The organism is Actinoplanes sp. NBC_00393 (assembly GCF_036053395.1).
GTDB lineage: Bacteria > Actinomycetota > Actinomycetes > Mycobacteriales > Micromonosporaceae > Actinoplanes.
In genome coordinates this window covers 5,796,739-5,810,231 of the sequence record NZ_CP107942.1, presented here as the reverse complement: position 1 = coordinate 5,810,231, position 13,493 = coordinate 5,796,739, and the positions used below count along the sequence as shown (strand labels likewise).

Below are 13,493 nucleotides of genomic sequence, written 5' to 3'. Positions count from 1 at the left end.
GTACCGGATCCTCTTCGCCGCTACCGAAAATCCTGGCCTTCGGCGAGTTGGTGAAGATGACGCCGAAGTGCCACCACGTCGGCGAGTGTCGGCTGGTCCGGGTTCGGTGTCGACTGCATGTCGGCGAGCAGGGCATCCAGCTCTGCGATCGCCTCGGGGATTCGGCCGAGACCAGCCATGATCACGGCCGCCTGGTGGCGCAGAGGGAACCCGACCCGGCCGGGGCTGGCGGCAATGAGGCTGCGCAGCGTGAGCAGCGCTTCCGTGGCCTCACCCAATTCGGCCTGGCAGGTCGCCACATGCTGCCGGCACTCCCGGACGAGTTCGTGCTCGGGTCCGTTGCGGGCGGTCACGTCGACGATGAGCTGCTCGAAGACGGGCAGCGCCGTACGGAAGTCACCCGCCAGCATCAGCATGCCCGCGTAGTCGAGCCGCGCTTCCAGGATCTCCGGCGAGCGCTGCCCGTAGACCGGGGCAGCCCGCCGCAGCATCGTCTCCAGGGCGTCCGCCGCCTGCCCGAACCGTTCCTCGTCGGCCAGCGCCAGCGCCTGGTCGCGGACGGCGTGAACGTCGTCGAGACTCGGAATGCTGGCCGACGCAGCGGCCGCTGCGGCCGGCCGAGCTCTGGCGATCGTGTCCCGGGGAATCGGTCCGAACGGGAACCGGTGCGGCGATGTCGGATCGGCGGCGCTGTGGTCCTGCGGCGGCCGGCTCAGGCCCGACAGGTCGGTTGCTGCCCAGCGAAGAAGTTGACGGTAGACGACGGCTGCTGACTCGGGCCGGTCCTGCGGATCCTTGGCCAGCAGGGCAACGATCAACTCGTCGAAGGCCGCTGGCACGTCGTCGCGAGCGTCGGCGACGTGCGGGACAGGTGCCTCCAGGTGTTCGTGCAGCATTCCCAGCGCATTGTCGGCCGCATACGGCGGTTCTCCGGCCAGTAGTTCATGGAGGATGCAGCCGAGGGCGTACAGGTCGGCGCGGTAGCTGACCGAGGAGGAACCGAGCGCCTGCTCCGGCGCCATATATGTAGGCGTGCCGATGATGTCGGTGGTCAAGGTGAGTTTGGGCAGGTCGGCGTCGAGCACTGCGGCGACGCCGAAGTCGAGCACTTTGACCAAGCCGGTCGGGCCCAGGATCAGGTTGGTCGGTTTGAGGTCACGATGGACCAGCGAGGCGGCGTGCGCGGCGGCGAGCACTGAGCAGATCTGCGCCCCGATGGCGGCCGCCCACGGTACGGGCAGCGGCCCGTTCTCGGCGATCAGATCCGCGAACAGCGTGCCGGGCACGAGCTGCATGACGATGTACAACTCGTCGTCGACCACCCCGGCGTCGTGCACAGTGGGCACGCCGGGGTGGTCGAGGCGGGCGGTGATGCGGGCCTCACGCTGGAACCGTTCGACGACGGTGTGCCGGTCGGCCTCGACGGCGAGGCCGGGCTTGAGGAACTTGACTGCGACCGGCCGGTCGAGGCGTTCGTCGTAGCCGGCCCAGACCTGACCCATACCGCCACTGCCGACCGGGTACGTAAGCTCGTACCGGTCGGCGATCCGCATCCCCGCCTGCACAGGTCACCCCCGCGATGGCTCACGTGATGCCGTGCCTCCGGCGAATCAGCCGGTACGCCTGGCTACGCGCGAACTGGTTCATGTGGCTGCGCAGCGTCGGATCGTCCAGGTAACGCTGCATCAGCTTTCCGTTGTCGTCGTGCCGAGACAGGATCACATCCTCGATGCGCTTCTCGCACACCACCCCGAAGTTGCTTTCGTCATTGACAAGCGCGGCGGCCTCCACCGCGCCGTCCTCGGCGAGCGCCACGACCTGCTGCTCGAACCAGACCTTGTCGGCCTCGCCGAGCCCCATCCCGAACCGGTCGTTCAGCTCGTCGATCAGATCGGACAGCGCCACCTTGTCCGGGTCGTTCTTCGGCCCGGCGCCCCCACCGGTGAAGCCGGGCAGCATCTGCTCACCCTCGGCCTCCAGCGACGCGTCGTGCGTACCGGTCTTGCTCACCCGCAGGTGGGTCAGCTGCACCTCGCCGATGTCCACCGACGGGTCCTGCCGCCGCGGCAGCCGGTTCAGCAGCGCCCGCCCGTACAGGTACAGCCGTTCCAGGTCGGCGTCCTGGTAGGGCACCACCTGGGCGAGGAACGCGTACATCCGGGTGTAGTCGCGTAACGCCGCGCGGAAGCCGTCGGCGGCTTCCGGGTCGTCGGCGGCGAGCGCGACGTAGCGGTCGCGCGCCGGGTCGGTGAAGCGGTACAGCGCGGCATGCGCCTTCTGCAGCGCGGCGTCGGTCTTCGCCTTGCCTTCGGCTTCGAGCAGGGCTTCGACGTACGCCTGCATCTCCGAGCCGACCAGCAGGGCGTACGACATGACCGCGTTCTCCGCCGTGTAGAGCAGGTTCGGGTCGGTCGGGATCGTCGCGGCGGTCTCGAAGTACGGCTTGAACTGGTCGGTGATGTCGGCGGCCTCGTTGACGAAGTCCAGCACGAACACGTCACCCTGCGCCTTGAGCGGATGGGTCCGGTTGAGCCGGGACAGGGTCTGCACCGCGGCCACCCCCTTGAGCGGCTTGTCCACGTACATCGTGGTAAGCAGCGGCTGGTCGAAGCCGGTCTGGTACTTCTCCGCCACCACCAGGATCTTGTACTCGCGGTCCTGCTTGGCCTTCGGCGTGCCCGCGTGTTTGTCGTCGGCGGCTGTGTATCCGAACCGCTCCGGCAGCTCGCTCTCGCCGAAGCCGTTCATCCGCGCCTCGGTCACCTCGACGCCGTCGAGGCTCAGATCGCCGGAGAACGCGACGAGCGGCTCGCACCCGGCGTAGCCGTTGGTCTCGAGGTATTTCTTGATCGCGGTGTAGAGCTTGGCCGCCGCCTCCCGCGACCCGGTCACCACCATCGCCTTTGCCCGCCCGCCCAGCCGCGGCGCAGTGTGCTTGCGGAAGTGCTCGACGATGATCTCCGCCTTCTGCGCCATCATCGTCGGGTGCAGCACCGCGAACCGGGCCAGCTGCGACGCCGCCTTCTTCGGGTCCACCTCCGGGTCGTCCGGGTTCTGGTTGGCCAGCTTCCAGTACGACTTGTAGGTCACGTACTGCCGCAGCACGTCGAGGATGAAGCCTTCCTCGATCGCCTGCCGCATTGAGTACGTGTGGAACGGGTGCATGTTCCCGTCCGCACCCAGCGTCCCGAACAGCTCCAGGGTCTTCGGCTTCGGCGTGGCTGTGAACGCGAAGTACGACAGCGTCTCGTGCCGGCCGCGGGCCAGCGCCGACGCGGTCAGCAGGTCACCGTCGTCGTCGATGTCGTCGCTGCCCTTTCGCAGCAGCACCTTCTTCAACGCGGCCGCGTTGTCCCCGGACTGCGACGAGTGCGCCTCGTCCACGACCACCGCGAACCGCTTACCACGCAGCCCGTCAACCTTCTCCAGGATGAAGCCGAACTTCTGCATCGTGCTGATGACGACCTTGGCCGTCTCCCCGCTCAGCGCGGCGGCGAGCTGGCTGGAGTCCTTGTCGATGCGCTGCACCACGCCCGGCACGTGCTCGAACTGGAACACCGTGTCCTGCAACTGCCGGTCCAGCACCACCCGGTCGGTGATGATGATGACCTTGTCGAAGACCGGCTCGTTCGCCTTGACGTTCTTCTCCGGGATCGCCCGGGTGGTGTGCAGGCTGGACAGCCGGTGTGCCAGCCAGGCGATCGTGTTCGACTTGCCCGACCCGGCCGAGTGCATGACCAGGTAGTTGTCTCCGGAACCGTGCGCGGCGGCGTGGTCGGTTAGCGCGGTGACCGCGTGCCACTGGTGGTAGCGCGGGAAGATCAGCGCCCGCGACTCCTTGTTCGTGTGCAGGAACCGCCGGACCAGGTCCATCCAGGTGTCCGGATGCCAGATCTGCTCCCACAGGTAGGCGGTCCGGTACCCCACGGCCGCCGGGTTGCCCGCGCCGCCGGACACCCCGGGCCCTTCGGACCCGGTGTTGAACGGCAGGAACCGGGTGTTCTCTCCCGCCAGCTTCGTGGTCACGAAGACCAAATCAGGATCAACGGCAAAGTGCACGAGGGTACGCCGAGCGAACAGCAGTTCCTTCGGGTCCCGGTGCTTGCGGTACTGGTCCTTGGCATCCTCGACGGTCTGCCCGGTCAGCGGATTCTTGAGTTCCGCCGTGGCGAGCGGAATGCCATTCACGAAGAGGGCGAGGTCGAGGCTCTTCTGGTCATGCTCGGAGTAGTGCAGCTGCCGAGTCACGGTGAGCCGGTTGGCCCGGTACAGGTTCATCGCATCGTCGGTGATCGAGTGAGCCGGCTTGAAGTACGCCAGCCGGAACTGAATTCCTTTGTCCTTGACCCCGCGCCGCAACACATCAAGCGGCCCACGCTCGTCGATCTGCTTGGCCAGATACTCCCTGAAATGCCGCTGCGTTTCAGCAACGTCGTTGCCGTGGTAGGCGACCAGCTTCAGCCAAGCATCGTTCTGGGTGGCCCCGATGAACGCGAACAGCTCCGACGTGTCCAGCCCGACCTGCCGGTCGTAGTTCCCCGGAATACCGCGCCACCAGCCAGCGTCGAGCAGCGACTGCTCGATGGCTGCCTCGAACGCACCCTCCCCGTGCACCTTCACATCAGTCCCCCCGTGCCGTCGTAACGTCAACCTGTCCAGTCACTGCCGCAGTAACCAACGCTCGCTGCCGCTCGTCGATAAGCTTGATTTGATAGTCAAGCGCTGCTGTCAACGATGCTGTTCGTGCTCGATGTTGGGCGAATTCCATCACCACTTCCTTCTGCCGGGCCACTGGCACGGCAGGAACAGGAAGGTCGCGAACAACCGAAGCGGGTAGATTATTGGCCAAACCCCCTGCACCGGACACTCCTAGTCTGATTAGGTCTCGTAGTTGCGGGGCCTTTAGCATTAGAGCAATGAACTCGGGAGTCGCTCGCGTAGAATCCACTTGTATCCGGTAGATCTTGTCGCACAGCAGTAAACGACCAGGGTCTTCCTCCACGACGGCTGCATTGCCGATCAGATCGAGTGAACCGCTGGCCCGGGACATGAGTAGATCTCTGCGGCGAAGCTTGTATTGAAGGCGAGGGGCAAGCGTGGATGGCAGCGTCTTGTGTTGGTCACGAGCGAAAACCCCGCCGTTGACACAACCCGCTTTGAGTACGCCCCACTCGTCTCCCTCCGTCTCTCTATTCTCACACTCCGGGGACCAGCCCTGCTCGATGCGGCGCACTATATGACGCAGGCGAACGACATCATCACCGCCTTGCGAGAGCCGCTCATAGTGCTCGCCCACCAGTTGCACTTCCCGCTGCCCGACTAGATCACGTTGACGGTTGCGCAGCGTCAGCAAAGACCCGATACGGGCAGTCTCGGCGTCCAGGAAGTCGGCGATACGCCTCTGCTCCTCCAGGGATGGCTGCGGGATCTCAAGGCTGGCGAAATCCTCATAGTCGATCGTCTTGCCTTGCCGGATTCCTTGTGCGATGTTCGCTAGCCGCGAAACGAATAATGTCGACCTGAAGTAATGTGCATAGTAGCGTGGTTCGATCGGAACGGCCGCCCGGAAGACTGTATATGCCGGACTCACCAGGCCGCGGACTCGGGAGAAAGAGAATCCGTGTTGAAATGATCGTAGACCGATGACGAAGTCATCCGGTTCGACGAGTTTGTAATTAGAGACGTCATCACCAGGGTTCCAGACAGATTGCTCCAGGCTTTCCCGGAGTTCGACACCCGCTTTGGTTGCTGACGCCAGAGGTGCCGTTACGCCCCTGACATCACGTCGCCGGAAGATGAATTTGGCACGTACATAGTTGTTCACTTCGTTACCTCGCCGAGCAGCGCCTGGATTCGCGCCTCTAAAGCCGTCATCTCTTCGTCGATCTCGGAGAGTGGACGGGGTGGCTGGTAGACGTAGAAGTGGCGGGTGAAGGGAATCTCGTAGCCGATTTTCGTCTTGGACTCGTCGATCCAGGCGTCGGGAACATGAGGCAGGACTTCTCGCTTCAAGTAGTCGTGGATGTCCCCATGCAACGGAACGTTCTCGTTGTCGCGCAAGTCAGCGTCAGGCAGTGGTTTGCCCCTGCGGTCCGTTTGTACTTCACCCGTTGGGTCGTTAACCGAGAATGCTTCCCACACGGCTTTCTCCACGGCGGCCGGAAGCTTGCCCAATACCGCAAGCTTCATGGCGAACTCAGCGCGGCTGCTCGCCGCCGTACCAATCATCGACTTTCCCGCTGCCAATAGCGCCTGACGCCCGTCGTACCGAGTGACGGCTTTGGCATCAGCAAGCAGGGCGACGGCTTCCTCAGTAATCTCAAAGCGCGTGCGTAGTGGCCGCTCGACGGTGATCCGGTGATAGCCGAAGTCACCGGTCTGGAAGACCTTGACTTTGCCATGCTTCGCGTGCGTGGGGTCGCTGCCGATCGCGAGTGCGTCAACGTATGCATTGGTCATCTCAGCGATGTGGTCGTCGGTTAGCATCTTGCGCTTCTCGCCGAGGCCTTTTCGCATCCTGGTCCAGGAGTCACGACCGTCCAGCAGTACGACCTTCCTGCGGCGCTCTGGGCTCTTCCGGTTGGTGAGAACCCAAAAGTAGGTGGAGATCGGCGTGTTGTAGAAGAGCTGGTCGGGCAGGGCGACGATACCTTCGAGCAGGTCGTTCTCCAGGATCCAGCGCCGGATCTCCGACTCGCCGGAGCCGGCCGCGCCGGTGAACAGTGGCGAGCCGTTGAAGACGATCGCAAGGCGGCTGCCGCCGTCCTCCGGCCGTTTCATCTTCGAGATCATGTGTTGGAGGAAGAGCAGCGATCCGTCGTTGATGCGGGGCAGGCCGGCGCCGAAGCGTCCCGCGTGCCCGCGGGCCGCCTCGTCCTTGACGAACTTCTCGACCTTCTTCCACTCCACGCCGAATGGCGGGTTGGCGAGCATGTAGTCGAACTTCTCGCTCTCGTGGCCGTCCTGGCTGAACGAGTTGCCGAACGCGATCTTGTTGGGGTCGCCGCCCTTCATCATCATGTCGGAGCGGCAGATTGCGTACGTCTCGCCGTTGAGTTCCTGGCCGTAGACCTCGACGGTGGCGTGGGAGTTGTGCGCCTCGATGTGGTCCTGTGCCTCGCTGAGCATGCCGCCGGTGCCGCACGCCGGGTCGTAGATCTTGCGGACGATGCCGGGGATGACCAGGTCGTCCTCGTCCGGGGCAAGCAGCAGGTTGACCATCAGCTTGATGACCTCGCGCGGCGTGAAGTGCTCACCGGCGGTCTCGTTGCTGATCTCGGAGAACTTCCGGACGAGTTCCTCGAAGAGGTAGCCCATCTGGTGGTTGCTGACCACGTTCGGCCGCAGGTCGATCTCGACGAACTTGCTGACCACCTGATAGAGCAGCCCGGCCTCATCGAGGCGCGTGATCTGGGCGTCGAAGCCGTACTTGTCGAGCACGTCGACCGCGCCAGGGGAGAAGCCGCCGATGTAGGAGCGCAGGTTGGTGGCGACGTTGTCCTGGTCGGCGAGCAGGCCGCGGAAGTTGAGCTTGCTGGTGTTGTAGAAGGTGAGCCCGGCGGTCTTGCGCAGCACCGGGTCCATGTTCTGCACGCCGGCGGTCTTGAGCTGCTCGTGCCGAGCGAGCACGGCGTCCTTGGTCGGCTCCAGGACCCAGTCGAGGCGGCGGAGCACGGTCAGCGGCAGGATCACCCGGCCGTACTCGGACTGCTTGTAGTCGCCGCGCAGCAGGTCGGCGACCGACCAGATGAAGTTCGCCAGTTTCTGGTGATCTGTGCTCACCGGGGTCCTTCCGTTGGTGCGTTTTCGGTGGGGTGCAGCTTGCCGGAGGCCAGGCCGTCGGCGGTCAACCGGGTCATGTCGGCTGCCAGTGCGGTGGCCTTCCGTATCGTGTCGTTCAACTCGTCCAGGCGCCGGAAGACTTCGCCGTGCCGGCGCTGCTCCTCGATCGGGATCCGGGGCACCTGCGCGCGGCGTACATCCAAGCGCAGCGTGCCGGACAGGCTGCTGGCCTGGCGCTCGTTGGCCGAGGTGCGCAGGTGCCCGGCCAGGAACCACGGATCGAGCTTGTCGGGGTCCGGGCGCAGCAGATAGATGTTGCGGCCGAGCAGTGGGCCGCCTTCGGTGACGACCCGCGCGGTCAGTTCCCGGGCGACGACCGGCACGGCCACGTCGCCGGGCTGCACCGGGATGCGCGGGCTGAGCTGGTCGTCGGCGGCCTCGGTCGGTGGGCGGCCGAGGGCGATGTCCCGGCCGGTGAGCATGACTCCCTCGGCGGGTTGGCCTTCCTTGCCCTGGCGGACGAGGCCGAGGATCTTCAGCGCGCCGGTGCGGGCGAGGTCGTGGATCGACACCAGTGGCTGAGGGGCAGGGGAGCCGGTGACCTCGGTCAGAGCGGGAACGAGCGCGGGCAGGCGATTCAAGGCCTCGGTGAGCCGCTGCCTGGTGTCGTGCAGGCGGCCTTCCACGTCGGCGGCTTCAGTGCCGGCCGGCGTTCGGCGGGTGGGCATGAGGTCAACGGCCTCGTCCAGCACGTCGATCACCGGCACCTGATGCGCGATGGCGTCCGTGGCGGGGTCCCCGCCGTCGAGGACGGCGCCGACCGTGGTGCGGATGCGCTGGTATGCCTGCTCCTGCTCGACCGCGGAGGCGTCGACGAGCAGCACGTTCGAGGCTGCTTCACCCGTACGTTGAAGGACCCAGAGGTGCAGGCCGATGGCGTGCGGCGCGGCAGCACCCGGGGGAAGTGCGATGATCGCGCGCAGTGCGCCGCGGCGCAGTAATTCGGCGCGGATGCGGCGGCCGGCCCGACGGCTCGCCGCAGACGGCGGCATCAGCAGCACAGCGATGCCACCCTGCTTGAGGTGTGCGTAGGCGTGCTGTACCCAGGCGAGTTCCGGTTCGGTGCGGGGTGGGACGCCGAACTCCCAACGGCGGTCGTAGCCGAGCTCCTCATGTCCCCAGTTGGTCAGCCCGAACGGAAGGTTCGCGACCACAGCGTCCACGGTGAGGTCGGCGAACGCGTCGTGGCGCAGTGAGTCACCGGTGCGGATGTCACCGGGCAGGTCGTTGAGGCGTAGCCAGAGGCCGGTGAGCCGGGTGGCGGCGTCGTCGTTGTCCTGCCCGTGCAGGTGGGTGGCGCCGGCCAGGGCGGCAGCGCGGAGCAACCGTCCGATGCCGCAGGCCGGGTCGAGCACAGCGCGGTCACGGACCCGGGCGAGGGAGACCATCAGATCGGCCAGCGGTTCCGGCGTGCTGATGGCGCGCTTGGCGGACAGTTCGGCGAATCGGGACCACAGTTTCTCGAAGGTGGTGCGCGTGCCGTGCTGTTCGACGAGGGAGTCGATCTCGGAGCGCAGGTTGTCGAATGGCAGGGGCCGGTCGTCGAGCAGGTGCTCACCGGCGGCCGCCAATGCCTCGGCAGGGTCGTCGACGGCAGCCAACAGGTTGCGCCAGAGCCGGTCTTCCGAGGTCACCGTGGGCAGCCGGCCCTGTGCTGCCAGCCACTGCTCGACCTGTTCGAGGTCGAACAGAGGGCTCGCTGCGGTGCCGCCCACAGGCTCCGGGAAGGAGTCGTAACGCTTGCGCCAGTTGGTCACGGCGGCGCGCCCCACGCCGGCGAGCCGGGCAATGTCAGCTGCGGTGACCTTCGCTGTTTGCTGCACGTCAGGGAGTGTACACATTCGTCAAGGCCGGTGCATGTTGACACAGTTGACAAGCAATGCTCTTATTGACCGCGTAGGACCGATGCCGCCACGCGTCGGTCGGCGAACCATTTCTCCTCATCGCTCTGAACCGCGATCAGAGCCACCACCATCTGGCATCAGGGGGTCCGATGGACGACGTGTTCGCGCTCTACCACGAACTCACCGAACGGCTCCGCAGCTCCGGGGCAGCAGGCTCGGTGACTGATCTGATCCTCGCCGCCTATCAGGGCGACGATGTCCTCGCCGCCACCATCGGCGGCCAGCCGCTGCCGCAGCCGTCGGCCGGCTCGGGCACGGAAAGCGAAACGCCCTACGTGTTCCTCGAATCGGTACAGGTCACCGGCTTCCGGGGGATCGGTTCGCAGGCCGCGATGCGGTTGAAGCCGGAGCCCGGGCTCAACGTCTTCGTCGGCCGCAACGGGTCCGGCAAATCGAGTTTCGCCGAGGCGGTGGAGTACGGCCTCACCGAGGAGACGGCGCGCTGGTCGAAGCGTCCGCCCGTATTCCGCGAGGGCTGGCGCAACCTGCACCACGACGGTGACCGTGAGATCACGATGAAGCTGCGGCTGGGCGTGGACGGGCGGCCGGTCACTGTCCGGCGGGCCTGGCCGGCCGGGACGACGGATCTTGCCGCGGCGACGGTTACCACAACGCAGGGCGGAGGGGCGCTTCCTACGGGAGAGCTGCCCTCGTGGGCCGGACCGGTGGACCGCTACCGGCCGTTTCTCGCCGCGCGTGACTTGGAACGGGTCGTCTCCGCGAAGCCCAGTGAACTTTATGACGCGATCGCGCCGATCCTCGGCCTGGAACAGTTGGGCACCGCCGCCCAGCGGCTGCAGACACTCCGCAAAGGCGCCGAGGACCGCGTCAAGGAGATGAAGGCGGCGTTCACACAACTGCGGGCCGGTCTTGCCGAACTCGATGATCCTCGGGCGCGGGAGGCGGCTGTGGCGCTCGGTGGCCAGGCTGCCAAGGCGGATCTAGAGGTCCTGGTCGCGCTGGCGACGAGTGATGGCAGCACCGAGGACGCCGCCGCGGCGGCGGCCGCGCGCCGGCTCGCCGACCAGGTGCTGCCCGACGCCGGCCGGGTGCTGGCCGAGTTGGAGGAGGCCGCCGAGACAGTACGGGATCTCGCCGGCACCGGCAGCGCGGTGGCGCACCGGACGGCCGGACTGCTCGAGCGGGCTCTTGAGATGCACCGTGACGAGGGCGACCAGTCTTGCCCGGTGTGCCGGGTCGGCGCCCTCGACGACTCGTGGCGGCGACAGGCCGAAGCGGAACTGGAGCGTCTGGCTGCGGCCGCCGCGGCGGTGCGCGCGGCGGATGAACGGCACGCCGAGCTGCGCCGGCAGGTGGGAGAACTGCTCAGCAACGTACGCAACGCGGTTACCCCTGTGGCAACCGTGCTTGCAGCGCACCTGCCGGACGAGAGTGCCGTCGTGAGCGACGCCCTCGCTGAACTCGTGCCGGAGCCGGCCGTCTGGGCGACATTCGTGGCTGCCCACGCCGAGTTGGTGCGTGTCGCGGGGGAGTGGCTCGCGCGGTGGCACGGCGCTTGGGCGGAGCCAAGTGCAGCGATCCGGCGGTGGGTCGACATGGCCACGGCGGTGCGCCATGAGGCCGGGAGACTGGAGCTGCTCACCAAGGCGCGCGCCGAACTCGTCAAGGTGACTGACGACATGCGTGCCGATCGGTTCAAGGTGGCTTCGGCCCAGTCCCAAGCGATCTGGGAGCTGCTGCGGCAGGAAAGCAACGTCGCTGTCGGTGAGATCAAGCTGGGCGGCAATGCCACCCGCCGTCGCGTCGACATCCCGGTCACCGTCGACGGAACCGGCACGCCGGCGCTGGCAGTGATGAGCCAGGGTGAGTTGCACTCTTTCGGCCTGGCGCTGTTCCTGCCACGGGCGTGCGCCGCGGCGAGCCCCTATCGGTTCGTGGTGATTGACGACCCGGTGCAGAGCATGGATCCCAGCAAGGTGGACGGCCTGGCCCGGGTGCTGCACGAGGTCTCGCTGACCCGGCAGGTCCTCGTCTTCACCCACGACGACCGGCTGCCCGAAGCGATCCGCCGGCTCGACATCAAAGCCACCGTCTTCGAGGTGACCCGCCGGGACGGCTCGGCCGTTGAAGTACGAAAGGCGTGCGACCCCGCCGATCGCTACCTCGACGACGCCCGGGCGGTCGCTGGAGCGGTCGACATCCCGGAGGAGGCAAAGTACCTGCTAGTCGCGGGATTCTGCCGGTCCGCCATCGAGGCTGTGGCGATGGACCGGTATCGGGCAGAGCGGTACGAGGCTGGCGTTCCGTACGTGAAGATCGCCGAATCGGTGGGTTCGGCGCACACCGTCAAGGACAAGCTGGCCCTCGGTCTGTTCGGTGACGTCGGGCGCCGTGGCGAACTGCTCAGCTACCTCAACCGGAACTTCGGTGCCCGGGCGGCCGATGTGGTACAAGCTGTGGCGGGGGCCGTCCATGGTCACCGCAACATGCCGTCTCGCGCCATGGTCGCAGGGTCGATCGAACTGGTGGGGAGGCTGCGATGATCGATTTCGTGTGCTTGCAGACCGCCGACCGGATGCTGACCAGCGTCATCCGAGGCACCCGCGGCACCTGGCCCCGGGCCTGTGCTTGGCTGTTGCGGCACGAACTGGAAGCCGCCATGGACCGCTTCTGGGAGCGGGTGCAGCCGGAGATCGGGCGAGCCCGGACGCAGCGTCCGAAGCTGTTGCTGCTTAGCCACTACGCCGGACCCGAGGTCGGACAGCGGGCTGGGTACCTGTGGTCGGTGTTGTCACGTGCCGGCCACCACCACTGGTACGAGCTTGGCGTCACCGCGGGTGAGCTTGCCCGGTATCACTCCGAGCTTCTCGAGATCATCGCGCTGCTGGACGCTGTGGGGCGGCCTCAGCATCTTGGTACGGCAACTCGCTGAGCCGCAGCCGTAGACCGCCATGGCGATGCAGCCACCAGATGCTGTCGGCGGGGGACTGCTGGGTGAAGGCGGCATGGTCGCCGGAGGCGGTCGCGACCGGAACCAGGATTCTGGTGTCGGCGAGTGCCTCATGCAGGTTGGCTCGCGGCGGGCGGTAGGGAGCCAGAACAGGACCGGCCACCGCCACTTGCTGTGCTCGGTGAGTCGGGAATACCTCTCGATCTTGTCCTTGAGTACGGTCAGGGATTCGGTGGCCAGGTCCATCTCGAGGAGGAACGGCACCGACCGTTCTCCTTCAGACCAGATGCCGTGTCCGTCGGGGCGCGGGCTGCGGTAGAACACGTTGGGGTTGCCGACGGCATGGGTGAAGAAGCCGCCGTCCAGTTCGGCGGACGGCAGCCAGCGAACAAGGTGGCTGCCGGGATGCGTACGTTCGTAGGCTGCCAAGCCCACGAAGAACTGGTTGGTGGCCAGCAGATGCGGCAGGTTGGCCCGCGACGTCAGGTGCTGTCGGCGCCGGCGGGCCTGATCGCGGCGTGGGGGTTCGTCGCCTCGTTGGGCGGCGACGACGTCGGTGCCGAGTTGGTCGAGGACGTAGTGGTAGGGATGGGAGCCGCCCTCCCAGCGCTGCGGCCGGAACCGAGTCAGTACTCCGAGGTTCATCAGTTTGAGTAGCCGCCGTTGGCAGAAGCCGAGTGACGGGAACAAGGCGGCGGCGATCTGGTCGGTGGTCAGGACGCCGTGGTCGTACAGCCATCCGAGTAGTCGCAGGTCGCGTTCCGTGAGGGCGGCCTGGACCCGCATGAAGCGTTCTTCTTCCGTCTTACGTATAGCTGTTTACCTCCCGGTCGGAA

The 13,493-nt window shown here is 66.4% G+C and carries 7 protein-coding genes and 1 pseudogene; 2 read left to right on the top strand and 6 right to left on the bottom strand.

The features are described 5' to 3' along the window. Positions 1 to 20: 20 nt before the first annotated feature. Genes OHA21_RS27075 through OHA21_RS27055 form a run of 5 tightly spaced genes read right to left on the bottom strand, consistent with a single transcriptional unit; the run spans position 21 to position 9,665 of the window. On the bottom strand, positions 21 to 1,553 hold the full coding sequence (locus tag OHA21_RS27075) for a protein kinase domain-containing protein (protein WP_328459430.1): 1,533 nt from the start codon (positions 1,551 to 1,553) through the stop codon (positions 21 to 23). 31 nt (positions 1,554 to 1,584) lie between these two features. Further along, positions 1,585 to 4,620 carry a type I restriction endonuclease subunit R gene (locus tag OHA21_RS27070; RefSeq protein WP_328459428.1) on the bottom strand — a complete coding sequence of 1,012 codons (3,036 nt, stop codon included), beginning with the start codon at positions 4,618 to 4,620 and terminating at the stop codon, positions 1,585 to 1,587. 1 nt (position 4,621) lies between these two features. After that, a complete protein-coding gene (locus OHA21_RS27065) occupies positions 4,622 to 5,824 on the bottom strand; it encodes a hypothetical protein (RefSeq protein ID WP_328459426.1) in 1,203 nt (400 codons plus the stop codon). Then, positions 5,821 to 7,782, bottom strand: a complete 1,962-nt coding sequence (locus tag OHA21_RS27060) for a type I restriction-modification system subunit M (RefSeq protein WP_328459424.1) — start codon at positions 7,780 to 7,782, stop codon at positions 5,821 to 5,823. Before OHA21_RS27060 ends, OHA21_RS27065 begins: the two co-directional genes overlap by 4 nt. Next, positions 7,779 to 9,665 (bottom strand): N-6 DNA methylase, encoded by a 1,887-nt coding sequence (locus tag OHA21_RS27055; protein WP_328459422.1) that lies wholly within the window; start codon positions 9,663 to 9,665, stop codon positions 7,779 to 7,781. The genes OHA21_RS27060 and OHA21_RS27055 overlap by 4 nt, the downstream gene beginning before the upstream one ends. A 170-nt stretch (positions 9,666 to 9,835) precedes the next feature. Between OHA21_RS27055 and OHA21_RS27050 the strand changes: the two genes are divergently transcribed. Next, positions 9,836 to 12,250 carry an AAA family ATPase gene (locus tag OHA21_RS27050; RefSeq protein ID WP_328459420.1) on the top strand — a complete coding sequence of 805 codons (2,415 nt, stop codon included), beginning with the start codon at positions 9,836 to 9,838 and terminating at the stop codon, positions 12,248 to 12,250. Further along, the gene (locus tag OHA21_RS27045; protein WP_328459418.1) at positions 12,247 to 12,639 is read left to right on the top strand and encodes a hypothetical protein; all 393 of its coding nucleotides are present in this window, start codon (positions 12,247 to 12,249) and stop codon (positions 12,637 to 12,639) included. The genes OHA21_RS27050 and OHA21_RS27045 overlap by 4 nt, the downstream gene beginning before the upstream one ends. Here OHA21_RS27045 and OHA21_RS27040 read toward each other — a convergent pair. After that, positions 12,581 to 13,443: pseudogene (locus tag OHA21_RS27040) on the bottom strand (replication-relaxation family protein). The gene OHA21_RS27045 and the pseudogene OHA21_RS27040 overlap by 59 nt on opposite strands. Between the last annotated feature and the right edge of the window lie 50 nt (positions 13,444 to 13,493).